At 66.2% G+C, this 14,039-nt stretch carries 13 protein-coding genes and 1 tRNA gene; 9 read left to right on the forward strand and 5 right to left on the reverse strand.

Going from position 1 to position 14,039, the window contains the following annotated elements:
* Nucleotides 1-41 precede the first annotated feature (41 nt).
* The 3 genes from ACIA75_RS18325 (at nt 42) to ACIA75_RS18335 (ending at nt 2,052) form a co-directional block, all read left to right on the forward strand.
* Nucleotides 42-257: a hypothetical protein gene (locus ACIA75_RS18325; protein ID WP_397105226.1), complete on the forward strand. Its 216-nt coding sequence runs from the start codon at nt 42-44 to the stop codon at nt 255-257.
* 382 nt (nt 258-639) lie between these two features.
* Nucleotides 640-1,098 carry a hypothetical protein gene (locus tag ACIA75_RS18330; RefSeq protein ID WP_397105228.1) on the forward strand — a complete coding sequence of 153 codons (459 nt, stop codon included), beginning with the start codon at nt 640-642 and terminating at the stop codon, nt 1,096-1,098.
* Nucleotides 1,099-1,978: 880 nt separating this feature from the next.
* A tRNA-Pro gene (locus ACIA75_RS18335) sits at nt 1,979-2,052 on the forward strand.
* Nucleotides 2,053-2,095: 43 nt separating this feature from the next.
* Here ACIA75_RS18335 and ACIA75_RS18340 read toward each other — a convergent pair.
* Nucleotides 2,096-2,695: a tyrosine-type recombinase/integrase gene (locus ACIA75_RS18340; protein WP_397105230.1), complete on the reverse strand. Its 600-nt coding sequence runs from the start codon at nt 2,693-2,695 to the stop codon at nt 2,096-2,098.
* Between the two features lie 132 nt (nt 2,696-2,827).
* Between ACIA75_RS18340 and ACIA75_RS18345 the strand changes: the two genes are divergently transcribed.
* The 3 genes from ACIA75_RS18345 to ACIA75_RS18355 all read left to right on the forward strand — a co-directional run bounded on the left by ACIA75_RS18345 (nt 2,828) and on the right by ACIA75_RS18355 (nt 5,302).
* On the forward strand, nt 2,828-3,667 hold the full coding sequence (locus tag ACIA75_RS18345) for an IS3 family transposase (protein ID WP_397105409.1): 840 nt from the start codon (nt 2,828-2,830) through the stop codon (nt 3,665-3,667).
* Nucleotides 3,668-3,709: 42 nt separating this feature from the next.
* Nucleotides 3,710-4,318 (forward strand): IS30 family transposase, encoded by a 609-nt coding sequence (locus ACIA75_RS18350; protein WP_397105411.1) that lies wholly within the window; start codon nt 3,710-3,712, stop codon nt 4,316-4,318.
* Nucleotides 4,319-4,651: 333 nt separating this feature from the next.
* The gene (locus ACIA75_RS18355) at nt 4,652-5,302 is read left to right on the forward strand and encodes a hypothetical protein (RefSeq protein WP_397105232.1); all 651 of its coding nucleotides are present in this window, start codon (nt 4,652-4,654) and stop codon (nt 5,300-5,302) included.
* 3 nt (nt 5,303-5,305) lie between these two features.
* On the opposite strand, the gene ACIA75_RS18360 is transcribed toward ACIA75_RS18355, so the two are convergent.
* Nucleotides 5,306-6,214, reverse strand: a complete 909-nt coding sequence (locus ACIA75_RS18360) for a LysR family transcriptional regulator (RefSeq protein WP_397105234.1) — start codon at nt 6,212-6,214, stop codon at nt 5,306-5,308.
* 145 nt (nt 6,215-6,359) lie between these two features.
* Here ACIA75_RS18360 and ACIA75_RS18365 point away from each other — a divergent pair, with 145 nt between their 5' ends.
* The 3 genes from ACIA75_RS18365 (at nt 6,360) to ACIA75_RS18375 (ending at nt 11,327) form a co-directional block, all read left to right on the forward strand.
* Nucleotides 6,360-7,721 (forward strand): MFS transporter, encoded by a 1,362-nt coding sequence (locus ACIA75_RS18365; protein ID WP_397105236.1) that lies wholly within the window; start codon nt 6,360-6,362, stop codon nt 7,719-7,721.
* Nucleotides 7,607-9,343 carry an amidohydrolase gene (locus ACIA75_RS18370; protein ID WP_397105238.1) on the forward strand — a complete coding sequence of 579 codons (1,737 nt, stop codon included), beginning with the start codon at nt 7,607-7,609 and terminating at the stop codon, nt 9,341-9,343. Before ACIA75_RS18365 ends, ACIA75_RS18370 begins: the two co-directional genes overlap by 115 nt.
* A 310-nt stretch (nt 9,344-9,653) precedes the next feature.
* A complete protein-coding gene (locus ACIA75_RS18375; protein ID WP_397105240.1) occupies nt 9,654-11,327 on the forward strand; it encodes an ABC transporter substrate-binding protein in 1,674 nt (557 codons plus the stop codon).
* Here the strand turns inward: ACIA75_RS18375 and ACIA75_RS18380 are convergent.
* From ACIA75_RS18380 to ACIA75_RS18390, 3 genes are read right to left on the reverse strand one after another with little or no spacing between them, the layout of a single operon-like run.
* A complete protein-coding gene (locus tag ACIA75_RS18380; RefSeq protein WP_397105242.1) occupies nt 11,320-12,030 on the reverse strand; it encodes an SDR family NAD(P)-dependent oxidoreductase in 711 nt (236 codons plus the stop codon). The genes ACIA75_RS18375 and ACIA75_RS18380 overlap by 8 nt on opposite strands.
* A gap of 2 nt (nt 12,031-12,032) precedes the next feature.
* The gene (locus tag ACIA75_RS18385; protein ID WP_397105244.1) at nt 12,033-12,869 is read right to left on the reverse strand and encodes a polysaccharide deacetylase; all 837 of its coding nucleotides are present in this window, start codon (nt 12,867-12,869) and stop codon (nt 12,033-12,035) included.
* On the reverse strand, nt 12,866-14,029 hold the full coding sequence (locus ACIA75_RS18390) for a C45 family autoproteolytic acyltransferase/hydolase (protein WP_397105246.1): 1,164 nt from the start codon (nt 14,027-14,029) through the stop codon (nt 12,866-12,868). The genes ACIA75_RS18385 and ACIA75_RS18390 overlap by 4 nt, the downstream gene beginning before the upstream one ends.
* Nucleotides 14,030-14,039 lie beyond the last annotated feature (10 nt).

Consider the following 14,039-nt stretch of genomic DNA (forward strand, 5'->3'; position numbering starts at 1 on the left):
CGGTCGGTGCGCGCCGACGACCGACAGCGAAAGGTGTAGCGATGGGAAAGCTCGACGGCAGAGTCACGGTTATCGCGGGAGCTGCCCGCGGGCAGGGGCATTCGTATCCGGTGAATCTCACCGCGGCGGGCCCGAACATCATCGCGCCGGACGTTTGCGCGGATCTGGAGCAATACGTATCCGCCCGCGCGGCCGGGGACCTGGAGGAGACGGTCCGCCTGTGCGTTGCGGGCGGCTACGTGAACACCAAGCCCTGAAAGGGATGAGGACGACGTATGCGCTGTACCGGCGCATGCTGTGCGGCCGCCGTAGTCGTGCGGTGCGGCCCGGCCCGACGCGGGCCACCATGCCGCGCATCCGGCGTCACAGCACCCGCGGGGATGATAGCGGCTCGGAACCACCGGCATTTCCTTTTCAGCATCGAGGACGGGACGAAACACGGAATAGTCTTCGATCGGGAACATCGTCATCGACTGGAATCCACCGGGAAGATCTTGAAATACTCTCTCGGCGACCGAGAAGGTTTCCTGAGCATGTTCATGCACCGGCCGGAGAATATTTACGATTCGGCTGTGCCGGCCCGCAGGACAGTGGCAATATCGACACGCGAATCCCTCAGCGGCGAAGGAACGATGTGGCGTGAACGAGGGCCTGAACGATCTCCGGAAAACGACGGTTGTCCAGCTGTTCGCCCCTGTCGATGGTCCGGCGGTTCCCGAGCCGGACGACCTACCGACGATCCAGCCGATATCGGCCGACCTGGTCGGCCGGACGGTCGCCGGACTGGCGATCGCCGGCCGGCTGCTCCGCCGGGAAACTGCGCGAACCGGGAAACGCGTGTCGACCTGCGACCCCGAGGAGACGACGAATCTGATCGTCGAATGGGGGATTTCGCTGGCCTGGTCGGACAATCCCGTGGTGGCGTACGTCGACGGTGCCCTGCTGGACAGCACCCTGCGCGCGCTCGCCGCCGCCGTCGCCTGTCTCGGCATAGGGGAAGAACCGGATGACCGGGCGGATCTCGCCGAACTGCATCACACGCTGGGGGATACGATCCTCGCGCTGCACACGCCGCTGTGGCGGCGCCCTGAGCTCTGATCCGACGATGGCTGTTGCGGCAGAGGAGGGTGTACTGAACGATCGTCCGCGATACCGAAGATTTTGTTCCTCGACGCGAAACCTCTTATTCGAGATGGGAAACAATCCCACGAGCGCAGGATTACCGCAAGCGAAATCGACGACGGCTTCGGATATCGCCGGTTCCGAACCAGCGCGAAATCGCAGCGGCCGAATCTGCTGCCGTCGCATGACTCCGCGAATTGTTTTCGAAGAGGTCAGCCCGTCGGTCGTTGTTCGCATTCTTCGAACGGTGCGACGGAGCTGAAGCAGTCGGCCAGCCCACTCTGCACATCACCGGAGGTGGGTGGTTCCCCGCAGATGATCCCGCATCGTTGGTAGCCCGGTACCTCCGAGCCGTCGGGGAAGCGACAGCCGTTCTCCGCGCAGCTGTAAGCGCGTTAATTGGGGTCATGGGCCCTGGGGGTCCGCGAATACGACCAGACGAAGGCGTCGGTACTCTCCACCTGCGTGCAGTAGGCGGTTCGGCCGCTGTCCAGGTGCCCGACAGCACCGGGCTCTGCGCAATAATCGTTCAGGCTGACCAGCGGCCCCGGCGGAGCAGCCGGCGCGGGTTCAGCGGGTGCGGCCGCCGCCGGTACAGCGAACGCCGCGGCAAGCGTAAAGACCCACACGACCGCTCCCGCGATCCGGACAACCATACGAGGGCCTTGTGCTGTTCTCTGCATCAGAAGTGCCCGTTCCGTCGAGTCCGATCCCCACCCCGATTCGACCCTGCCAACCCTATCGTTTCCGCCCGCACCACAGCAACGGCCCGACTCGCCGCACCCCCGCTGACCAGCCGATTAGCTCTCCCGAACCTCTGTGAGGTAATCTCATCGAGCACCCGATGAGGGTGTGACGGGCTGTGGCGCAGTTTGGTAGCGCACTTGACTGGGGGTCAAGTGGTCGCAGGTTCAAATCCTGTCAGCCCGACATAGGAAAATCCCCTCCGACCTGGGTCGGAGGGGATTTTCTCTTACTGGGCCGCTCGCAGAGTTGGGGCCGATCCGGGGCCAGACCCGCCCCGTAGGTGCCGTGACAACTGGTTTCCGTCTTCCTGCAATGCCGCGATATCGGGGTGCAGGTACCGCTGCGTGATTCTGGGATCGGTGTGCCCGGCGATCCGCTGAAGCCGATGTAGCGGGACCCCGGCATCGGCGAACCATGTCAATCCGGTATGCCGGAGATCGTGACGCCGCAGATGCTCATATCCGAGCTTCGTCACAACCTGGTCCCAATTGGTCGCATCTCGCAGTACGCCCGCCTGGATGCGACCTCCCCGAGGTCCGACGAACAACCGCGCATCCTGCAGCGCTTCCCTCCGCTGCTTCTCGCTAGACTCGTCGTGGTTGCGCTCCACGCGGGCACGGGCTGCGTTGATCCGGCGAAGGATGAGCGGACGGATCTCTTCGATCAAGGGAATAGGGCGCGATCGCTTTCCCTTCGTGCCCTTGTCCTTCAGTCCGCCCGGCCCCGGGGTCGTCTGCCGCCGCAATGTCCACACCCATTGTTCGGTGTCGATGTCGCGGACGCGGCACCCCGAAACTTCCCCGATCCGGGTCGCTGTGCAGGACAAAGATATCGCGTTCCTGAAGAAAGCTTCGGCGTACTTTGCCGCGATGCAGCAGAACCGGCCCGGTTCGAGCTGATGGCAGAGTGCGCCGCCCCCGATATGTTCACCGGCGGTGCCGGTGAAGACGTCGCTCGGATGGCGCGGCTACTGAATGTGTCGAGGTCCGGATACTACGAGTACCGGAAACGCTGCCGTTCGAGGTCGTTGACGCCTCGGGCGCAGCGCCGGGCGGACCTGGTAATCAAGATCGTGGCTCATCACCGGGAATCCGACGGCACCTACGGTGCCCCACGAATCACCGCTGATCTGCGCGAGGCCAGTGAGAAGGTCACCGAGAAGACCGTCGCCAAGATCATGGCCTCGATCGGGATCGAAGGGATCAGCCCCCGCACCTTCAAAGTCGCCACGACCGTGGTCGACCCGGGTGCGTCGTTCCCGCCGGATCTGGTCGGCCGCCGGTTCGACCAGGGCCGGCTCGACGCGGTCTGGACGAGCGATATCACCTACCCGACCTGCGGAGAAGCAGACATGTATTTGTGCGCGATCAAGGATGAGCACTGCAAACGGGTGCTGGGCTGGTCGGTGGCCGACCATATGCGTACCGAATTGGTCACCGACACCCTCGACAAGGCGATGGCTACCCGCGGCGGAGGCGGCCGCGGGGTCGTCCTACATGCCGACCGCGGCAGTCAATACACCGCTTCGGCTATGGCGGCGGCCTGTCATCGGCATGGCCTGCACCGGTCGATGGGCGCTACCGGGATCTGCTGGGACAACGCCGGCGCGGAATCGCTGTGGTCGACGTTCAAACATGAGCACTACTATCGGCATACCTACGTGATGAAGGCTGAACTCGTTGCCGCGGTTGACAAATGGATGCACCGGTACAACACTCGACGCCGTCACTCCACGATCGGGATGATCAGCCCGCTCGCCTACGAACATTCACTCTCCGCGGCAGCTACAGCCGCATAATCCCCTGTCCACCATTCGGGGTGAGCCTCAAAGTACACCGCAATACCTTATGGTCACGACCGCGGCCGCTACGACGCCGATCTCGCACATGCCAGGGCCGCTCACTGTGCTCGCCGTCGCCGCGCTGGCCGGCTGCTGACCGATCCTCGGTTGCGGGCGGTCGTCCAGGCCAAGCTGGAACTGGACTGGAGCCCGCAGCAGATCAGTGTCTGGCTGCGCCGTGAATATCTGGCGCAAGTGGGCTGGGATGTCAGCCATGAAACGATCTACCAGGCGCTCTACAACGCCGAAAAGTCCGGGTTGTCCAGGGCTTTGACCAAGCGTCTGCGGACTCGGCGCTCGCTGCGCCGCCGGCGTCTTCGTGCCGATGTCCGCTCGGTTCGTTTCATCACCCCGTCGAACCTCATCGAGTCGCGTCCCGCTGTTGTCGACCAACGCAGGCGCATTGGCGATTGGGAAGGCGACCTCATCGTTGGCGCCCGCAACGGTTCGGCGATCGCCACGCTGGTCGATCGCCGCAACCGATTCGTGCGCCTGGTCCACCTACCCGATGGCCGCAACGCAGAGACCTTCGCAGCCGCCGTGCTCGGAGTTCTGACCACCGTCCCCGCACAAGCCAAGACTGACCTTGACCTGGGACCAAGGCTCTGAGATGGCCCGCCATGACCTGCTGGCCGACCTGTTCGCCGAGGGAATCCAATTTCGCTCATCCTGAATCGCCTTGGATGCGCGCCACGAACGAGAACACGAGCGGACTCCTACGCCAGTACTTCCCGAAGACCACCGACCTGTCCCTGCACAGCGCCGACGACCTCCGGCAGGCCGAGGATTGAATCAATACCCGACCGCGCAGAGTCCTTGGTTGGCGAACGGCCGCAGAAGTCTTCGAAGCCGAACCGGTAGGATGAAATTCGTTCACGTGTTGCGACGATGGCTCGAAACCGCAATCCGGCATCGCGGACGGAGTGTCAGCCCGGTGAGCTTGTGCAGTGTGATCTGTGGTTTCCGCCAGCGGATTTTCTGCTGGGGTTCGGGCAGGTCGGGCGGCCGCCGGTGCTGGTGATGGTGACCGGTTACTCGCGGGTGTTGACCGCGGTGACGATCCCGACTCGTCAGAGCCTGGATTTGCTGGCGGGGCACTGGGCGTTGACCTCGGGGTGGGCTCGGGTCCCGAAGATGCTGGTTGGGGACAACGAAGCGGCGGTCGGTCGGTGGCGGGGCGGGAAACCGCAGTTGACCGAGACGATGAATGCGTTCCGCGGGTCGCTGGGCATCAAGGTGCTGCAGTGCCGGCTCCGGGATCCTGAGGCCAAAGGTTTGGTGGAACGGGCGAACGGCTATCTGGAGACGTCGTTTTCTGCCGGACCGGGCGTTCGCCGGGCCGGCGGATTTCAATGTCCAGCTCACCTATTGGCCGGTTCGAGCCAACCACCCTCATCATCGTCGGCGGGGTTGCTGTCCGGTGGATCGGTGGGACGCCCGGCAGCCAAGCCAAGCGTCCACCAACCAGATCCGCAGCCCGAACTCAGCCATTACCCCCGACCTGCGGTGCCGTTTTCGTGGGAGTGCTACCGGAATCTCGACTTATCGCCCTCTGTCGGCGGCTCCCGGCCGCGCGACCTGCTATCCGGTTAAGGCTCAGCCGAAGGGTTTCTCGTTGTAGAGGCTCATGGTGAGTGGGTTCGCATACGTGGCCGTCAGCCAGGTGGCCAGCCGCGTCGCGACGGCGTGGATCTCGGGTGCGGCGTAGTGTTCGAGCTCCCACGCGGCCCAGTTGGCGATGGTGATGGGGGTGCCGAGACTGGTCAGCGGGCGTCCCAGCAGGCCGAACCGCCGAGGTTCGCCGACGATGGCGATTCCTTGCCCGGCGGATGCAAGGGCCTGTGCGACGGTGCTGGAAGAAACTTCCTGGACGTAGGTCAGTGCCAGGCTTCTCGCTGCGGCGTGCTCGTCGACGACGTGGCGGATGGCGCTGCCCGGGGCACTGATGATCAAAGCCTCGCCGACCAGGTCGGCGAGGTCCAGCGGGTCGCTCCGGTCGCACAGCCGATTGCCTGGTGGGGCCTGGAGGCTCAGTGGCGGGGAGAGCAGCTGGAGCGAGGCGTACTGCCGGGGTGGGCGTGAGGTGCCGATCGCGAGGTCGGCGGCGTGCCGCGCCAGCTCGTCGTAGATCATGGCGGGCATTTGCGCCCGGATGTCGAGGATCGGGGTCGCCGTGGCGGCGATGAAGGCGGCCACCGCGTCGACCACGGTGGGCGGGCATGTCACGGTCATCGGTAGCTGGCCGGTGGTGGCGGCCTTCATCACCTGCGCGCTGCGCGTGACCCGGTGCTGGATGTCCCGCGCCATTGGATACAACCGTTGCCCGGCCGCGTTGAGCTTGAGGCCGCCGCTGGTCCGATGGAAGAGGTGCACACCGAGTTCCTGTTCGAGCCGGGCGATCTGCCGAGAGATCGCGGGTTGGGTCACGAACAATCGCTCGGAGGCGGCGCTCACCGAACCCAGATCTGCAACGGCGACGAAGTACTCGAGCTGACGAAGTTCCATTATGTTGCTTGAGCATAGCTCCTATGTCAATCGGGCACTGTTCCGGCATAACGGCAGCGGGCACACTGACAGCTCAACCCCGGCGATGTGGTTCCGCGTATGGGACAACGGTCCTCGGCCGGGTCGTCCAGGAAGCGTCATCGTCATGACCAGATCCGCCACGCCATCGGTGTCCCGGGGCCGCCGAGCCACCGCAGCCGCTTTCGTCGGGACCGCGATCGAGTGGTACGACTTCTACATTTTCGGTACCGCCGCGGCATTGGTGCTCGGCCAGGTTTTCTACCCGCATGCCGCGCCCGGCGCCGGTCTGCTCGCGTCGTTCGCGACGTTCTGGGTGGGTTTCCTGGCGCGGCCCGTCGGCGGCATGATCTTCAGCCACTTCGGTGACCGCTTCGGCAGGCGCACCACACTGATCACGACGCTGGTCATGATGGGGCTGGCGACGATGTGTATCGGGCTTCTACCGGGGTACGCCCAGATCGGCGTGGCCGCGCCGATTCTGCTGGTCGTCCTCCGCGCCGTACAGGGCCTCGCCGTGGGCGGCGAGTGGGGTGGCGCGGTGGTGCTCGCGACCGAAAACGCCGAAGCCGGGAAACGCGGCCTCGCCGGTACCTGGGTCCAGCAGGGTTCTCCTGCCGGATCGATCCTCGCGACGCTCAGCTTCCTCGGGGTCGGGTTGCTCGACGATGACTCGTTCCTGGCCTGGGGCTGGCGCATCCCGTTCCTAGCTTCCGCGGTACTGGTCGTATTCGCGCTGATCGTCCGTTTGAAGGTGGAGGAGTCCCAAGAGTTCACGAACGCCCGTGCGCACAACGAAGTCGTGAAAGCCCCACTCGCCGAGGTGTTCCGTTCCTCGAGGAGGGTCGTCTTCGCCGGCATCTTTGCCGCGGTGCTCGGTATTTCGATCGCGTACTTCACCAACACCTTCCTGCTGGCGTGGACTACCGAGAAATTCGACATCGACAGGCGCCTCATGCTCAACGTGCTCCTGGGCGTCGCCGTGCTCCAGTTCGTCGCGCAACCGTTGGCCGCGAGGATCGCCGAACGGGTTGGAGCCCGCCGGGTGATGATCGGCGGTCTCCTGTGGGTCATAGTGCTGGCCGCGCCGCTGTTCTTCGCGATCCAGGCCGGGAATGTCGGGTTGCTGGCGATCATGCTGGCGCTCACCACGCTGGGCGGTTCCGCCTACTACGCGCTGCTCGCCACGGCACTGGCCAACGCCTTTCCCGTGCATGTGCGCTACACCGGCGTCTCGATCGCTTACCAGTTCTGCGCCACGATCTTCGGCGGATCGACACCCCTGATCGCGCAGTGGGTGCTCAATGCGACCGGCAACGCTTGGGCCGTCATGACCGTCTACTTGGGAATCGCGGCTATCACCGTCGCGGGTGTGTGGTGGCTGGCGCGGCTCACCCCGTTACCGCCCCAGCCGAAACCGGACCGCACGGCGGCGATGTCCCGGCCGGCATTCCACGCCGAGACGACAGAAAGGCAGGCACCTGCATGAGAGTCGACGTCATCTTCGAGAACGGCCGCTTTTGGACGGGGGATTCCCGCCACCCCGAAGCCACGGCCGTCGCCGTGCACCACGGCAGGATCGCGGCGGTCGACGACGTCGGCGAGCTCGCGGCTACGCACCGGCACGATCTCGGCGGCGCGCGGGTCGTTCCAGGCCTTCACGACGCCCACCTTCACTTTGGGCTGACAGGCCAGCGGCTGGCGGACGTGAATTTGCGGCCGAGCCGGATCGGCACACTGGACGGCCTCTACGATGCTCTGGCCGAACGGGCCGCGGAGCTTCCCCCGGACGGCTGGGTGAAGGCGAGTGGCTACGATCAGAACTTCCTCGATGGCGTCCACCCGACCGCGGAAGCCATCGACAAGGCAGTTGGCGGACGTCCGTGCATTGTGGAACACGTCTCCGGACACATGGTCGTCGCCAGCACCGCGGCGTTCGCGCTCGCCGGCTACCCAGACCGCATAGCCTTCCCCGACATTCCCGGCGGGCGAGTATTCCGCGGCGAAGACGGCCGCGCGGAAGGGCTGCTTCAGGAAGCGGCGATGCATCCGATCCGCGAGGCCGCCGCCGGAGTGACCGACGCGGAGATCGCGCGCAACCTGGGGCTGGCCAATGCGCAAGCGCTGTCCTACGGACTCACCAGCATCACCGACCCTGGGGTCGTCGTCGATGGCAGTCTGCGTGGCGGGGTCGCGTTGCACCATCTCCTCACTGCGGTCGCGGCGAACACCATCCGGCCGCGGATGACGGTCATGCCGTTCCACACCGCCCTGCACGCGGTGCCAGGCGGACCCGCTGGCTGGCGAACCCTTGACTGGGGCGTCCGTACCGGCCTTGGCGATGACCGGCTGCGTATCGGACCGGTCAAGATCTTCTCCGACGGATCGCTCATCGGCCGATCGGCCGCGGTACACCAGTGCTACTGCGGGGAACCGGACAACCTGGGCGTACTGCAGCTGTCCCCGGACGAGCTGCACGACGCACTCATCGCGTACCACCTGGCGGGCTGGACCGTGGCGACACACGCGATCGGCGACCGGGCAATCGACCACGTCCTCGACGCGATCGAGGAGGCGCAGCGGCGTCGGCCACGGGAGGTGCGGCACCGCATCGAGCACTTCGCGATCGCCACCGGCGAACAGGTGGCGCGGTGCGCGCGGCTCGGGGTTGTTCCCGTCCCACAAGGTGTGTTCATCTCCGATTTCGGCGACGGGATCCTCGACGCCATCGGTCCGCAGCGGGCGGCGGGTACCTATCGCATGCGCTCCCTGCTCGACGCGGGCATGATCGTGCCCGGCTCGACGGATTCCCCGGTGTCCGATGCCAACCCGCTGGTCTCGATCCACGATCTGGTCAACCGGCTGACCAGCGGCGGGAAACCGTTCGCACCGCACGAGCGCGTGAGCGTGGAGGACGCCCTCACCGCCTACACGTACGGTTCGGCGTTTGCGGCGGGAAGGGAGAGCGAGGTCGGCCGGATCAGGCCTGGTCAGCTGGCGGACTTCACGGCGCTGAGCGACGACATCCTCGCAATCGACCCGGCCGGCATCAAAGAACTGCACGTGACGAAAACGGTGATCGGCGGAGAAGTCGTCTTCGAAGACAGGTGAACACTTCTCGTCGGGGGCGCCGGGCGGCTTCCGGGCTGCGGGTGTGAGGAATTGCATGCCCTGACACGTCGTGTCGGCGGAGGATGTTGCTGACGAACATCGGCCGACGCGTCTCTCGCTCGCCGTACTCGTACTCGTGCTCGAGGCGGCGCGGGGAGCGAGGTCCGCAACGTGATCGTCGTGGGTCGGGTCGAGCGCGTTGATCCATTAATAGAGTCTGGTCACCAATAGGAGTAGGAAACTTTCCTGCCGGGATACATCCGTCGACGTGGTAACGGCGACCGGGAGAGAGGTGTTGATGGCGGCATCGGTGGACGACATCATCCGGTTCGATGGTGTTCGGCGGTGGCTGCAACCGGAGTTCGGACGTGGGAGCGGCAGCGATGCGGCGTTCTTCGAGGCGCGGCCGGATCTGGTGCTCGTGGCGAAGCGTGCGGTACGCGCGTTGCGTGGCGGGTTGGTGCGCTACCTCGACATCTCCGAGAACATGGTGCGCCGCGTGATGGTCGACGTGCCGGACGCGGAGCGGCGGATCGCGCGACTCGACGTCGTCGCCGTCGAGGCCCCTTACGGACTGACCGTGCGCGAGCTTCAGGTCGCTACATGCGTTGCCAGCGGGCTGGGAAACCAGCAGATCGCCGACGCTCTCGGCTGCACGCGGCGCACGGTGGCCACGCATCTTGAACACGTGTTCACCAAGACCGGCGCCGCCTCCCGCGCGCTCGTGGCGACTCTGATCGCCGCGGAGGACGCCTACGCGGCGCCTTTGCCGAGCCCTGATCTGGTGCTTCCCAGACCGCTGCTAGCAGTGTTGCGCGGTCCCGTGACGGCATCTCGGGTGGCGGCGCGTGTTCCGCGGCCCCGGCCGGCGTTGCTCGGCGCGGTGTACCCGTCGGCAGGCGCCGAAGTCGTAGCGATGCGCCGCGGCGCGAAACTCGCGGTGCAGGAGCTCAACGCGCGCGGCGGAATCGCGGGCCGTCGCGTCGAGCAGGTGACCGTTGCCGCGACACCCGAAGGGCTGTTGGACGCGGTCACAGCGCTCAACGCGCGCGGCGTGGACGGCATCATGCTCGGCAACTTCCCGCTGCCGTTCGCGCGACCGGCGATCGCGGCCGCGGCAGCCGCTGGAGCGCCTGTGCTGCACAGCATGACCGGGGCAGCCCTCTCCGAAGACGTGCACGCGGACCCTGATGGCCTCGGTGCGGTGTTCCAGGTCTGCTCGACCGAGTCCGCCTACGTGCCGGGTTTGTTGCGGACGGTCCGGTACCTGGAGGCCAGCGGCTCGTTCCGGCCGAGGCGCCGGAGGCTGGCCGTGCTCCAGCGGGCGAGCACGTTCGACCCGGGCGTCTTCGAACGTGTGCAGCGCCGAGCGGAGGAGGCCGGTTGGAACCTCGTGTTCCTCGAATCGGTTCAGGACCACACCGCGAGCTTCACCGGCCTGGTCCGGCGGCTGGAACAGGCCGAGGTGGATGCAGTGTCACTGTCGATCTTTCCCGAGCCGACACTGCGCGCGTTCCTCTCTGCCGCCGCGGCGCTGCGTGAGGACACGCTGGTGCACGCGGCGTGGTCGCCGGCGGCCCCGGGCTTCACCAGGCGATTCGGTGAACTCAGCGAGGGCCTGGTGTGGTCCACGTTGATCGGCAACGTGAACAGTCCCGTGTGCGACAGGTTTGCACGACGGTTCCGCGCGACCTTCGGCGCTGATCCAGGACTCGCGGCTGCGGCGGTACACTTCGACGCGGTCAATGTCCTCGCCCAGGCGTGGAGCCGGGTCAGCAGGCCGTGGGACTTCGCGGCCGTACAAGAGCGATTGAGGTCGATGGCATCGTTCGGCGTGACCGGGGCACATGAGTTCGCGAGGCGTGGTCAACACGGGCTCAGCTACCCCGACGACACCGACGACCTCACGCGCGGGCATCCGCACTTGGCGTACCGAATCTCGGGCGGCACCAACCGGAGGCTGGTGCCGCCCATGCTCAGGTGAGCCATGTCGGGGCGGTCACCGAGCCGATGCCGTCGCCGCCATCGACGGGCACGGTGCACCCGCTGACCCAACAGGCATCCTCGCTGAGTAGCCATGCGATCACGGCGGCGATGTCGTCAGGACGGGCGATCCGTCCCTGGACGCTGGCCTTTCGGACGGCCTCCACATACGACCGCGGCACGGGATTGATGGCCGACTCAACGTTCACGAACCCGGGAGCCACGGCGCAGCACCGGATCCCGTCGCGGCCGTGCTCGAGTGCGAAGCCGCGTACCAATGCGTCGAGCGCGGCCTTGGACGCCGCGTAGACCGCGGTGCCCGGCCGTGCGCGGACGGCGGCACCGCTGCTGACGAATACCAATGTCCCCGGCCGACCCGCTGCCAGGCAGTTGCCGACGAACTGCGCTCCAGCGCTCAGCGCCGAGCGCGTGTTGACGGCCATGACTCGGTCGAACAGATCCTCGTCGCTCGCCGCCACCGGCGCGACTGGGAAGACGCCCGCCGCGTGAACGAGCGCGTCGAAACCACCGCGCTCGGCCCACAGCCGCGCCACGTGCGTCGCGACCACGTTGCGTTGGGCGAGGTCGAGTTCGGGCAAGTCCACGCCGGTGACCGAGCAGCCGGCCGCCTCCAGTCGACTTGTGACGGCGCGGCCGATGCCTCCCTGCGCTCCGATAACCAGGATCGAACGCTTCGCTGCCACTATCAGCCTCCCAGCAGAGCGGGCCGGACTCGCCGGGCGACGTCGATGCACCGCTCGAAGACGACGCCGAGCTCATGGCAGTCGGTGATGAATTGCTCGAGCGCGACCATTCGCGCACCTCGGCCGATGACCTGCGGGTGCAGCGTCACGGTTGTGACGCCTTCCGCGATGGTGTTCGCCATGTAGCGGACATCGCCGAGGAATCGGGCGAACATGGCCGCTGCGTCCTGGAGCCCCGGCAAAACGAACTGCGTGGTGCGCACGAATTCCAGGTGCGGGTAGTCGTCCAGCGTCCAGGAGACGGGTAGTTCAACCACCGGTGCGGTGTCGCCGAAGCGGAACGGGCCGTCGACCTCGCACCGGTCACCGGACCGCGCGAGGTAGGGCTCGAAGTCGGTGCCCATCAACGACGAGTCGTATTCGATGCCGAGCTCGGTGAGAATCGCGACCGTGTTGTCGGTAAAATCGAAGCTCGGGGTGCGGTGCCCTGCAGGCGGGAGCCCGGTCAGCTTTGCAATCAGCTCGGCCGAGCGCCGGTTCACTGCCATCTCCGCGTCTCTGTCCAAAGTTGTCACCGCCTCGTGCGCGTAGCCGTGCAGTGCGATCTCGTGTCCCGCCTCGGCGATGGCCGCGCACTGCGCTGGATAGGTCTCCAGCGTGTGCCCTGGGATGAAGAATGTGGTCGGGACCTCGGTGTGGCGCAGCAGTGCGAGGATGCGGTCGATTGCGTATGCGCCGAACTCTCCTCGGGAGATCGGACCAGGTGTGGTTTGGCCGCGCGCAATCCAGAGTGAGATGGCGTCGAAGTCGAAGGTCAGGCAGACAGTTCCACGGCTCATACGGGCAGCTCCTCGGGGGTGTACGGCGTGTCGGGCAGGAACTCCAGCGGCGCGTCGCATGGGTTGTCGAAGAGGGTGTCAAGGTGCCAGCGTGCGTATCCGTGGCTGCTCGGGGGACCGGGCGCGATCCACAGCACCCGGTCGGTCAGGTCCATGACCACGGAATGGACCGTGCTGATGCGTTCGGCGGCGGGGACTTCGGGATCCGCGTGGCGACAGATGCCGTCCGGATAGGACCACTCGTCGCGTAACGTCGCCACGATGTCCGCCACCTGCACCCGGCGTTCCTCGAGCGCGGGTTCGAGCAGGTGTCTGGCCCGGGCCGGACGGGACAGTGTGAGTGCGCTTGTCACGGATTTTCGGTCCTGCAGGGGTAACGGTGCCTGGAAGTGGTTGGAGTGGGTCAGCAGACCGCCTTCGGGAACCAGGGTGCCGAAGACTCCGGGCGCGAGCTCGAAATCGATGGATTCGCCGCCCGCGTCGGCGAGCAGCACGTTGCCGGAGGAGATCCTCTCGACGGGTAGCAGCATCTTGTGGGCGCTGGACATCGTCTTCGCCTGCAGCGCCCCGCGCAGCAGGTAGTGGTAGGGCACGCCGGCACCGCCGCGGTCCAGGTCGGAGACCAGCAGGTTGGCGCACACGCCGAGCCCTGCGGAGTTGAGGCCGCTCTTGGCGAGCATGCCCGCCTCGGTCAGCGAAAGCACGCTGAAACCGGTCTCGTCGCGGGTGGCCAGCAGGAACGTCACCTCTGCCTGTTCGGGATGCCAATCCCAGTTCTGGGCGAGCAGGGTGTGGCCGTTCTCCGTGTATCGGGGCAGGACGGACAGCGACGTGCACCCTTCGTCGCGGTAGCCTGCACCGTACAGCAATTCCGTGCGTGCGTTGAGCGCGGCGAGTCGGTGCGCGGGGTGTCCGGAACCCGCGGCCATGCCGTCGAGCATCGCGGCGATCTCGGGGGAGTAGGAGGCGGCGACGTCGAGGTACACCCGGCCCCAGCGGTCGATGTCCGCGTCGCTGAGTCCGGCGTCGTCGTGAAACCGGCCTACATAGGTGTCCAGGCTGCGCGCGATGAGATCGGCCGTGCGCGTGCCGAGGTCCTCGCCCATCTGCCGGTAGCTCCCCTGCACGACGATCAGTCGTGGATTGCTGTCTTTGCTCATGGTGGTCGGT

It is taken from the genome of Nocardia sp. NPDC051750 (assembly GCF_044453135.1).
In the GTDB taxonomy this organism is placed as follows: domain Bacteria; phylum Actinomycetota; class Actinomycetes; order Mycobacteriales; family Mycobacteriaceae; genus Nocardia.

Coding starts and splice junctions, on each gene's coding strand:
- ACIA75_RS18325 (WP_397105226.1), top strand. CDS start 42: ATGGGAAAGCTCGACGGCAGAGTCACGGTTATCGCGGGAGCTGCCCGC.
- ACIA75_RS18345 (WP_397105409.1), top strand. CDS start 2,828: ATGGCGCGGCTACTGAATGTGTCGAGGTCCGGATACTACGAGTACCGG.
- ACIA75_RS18360 (WP_397105234.1), bottom strand. CDS start 6,214: ATGGAACTTCGTCAGCTCGAGTACTTCGTCGCCGTTGCAGATCTGGGT.
- ACIA75_RS18365 (WP_397105236.1), top strand. CDS start 6,360: ATGACCAGATCCGCCACGCCATCGGTGTCCCGGGGCCGCCGAGCCACC.
- ACIA75_RS18385 (WP_397105244.1), bottom strand. CDS start 12,869: ATGAGCCGTGGAACTGTCTGCCTGACCTTCGACTTCGACGCCATCTCA.
- ACIA75_RS18390 (WP_397105246.1), bottom strand. CDS start 14,029: ATGAGCAAAGACAGCAATCCACGACTGATCGTCGTGCAGGGGAGCTAC.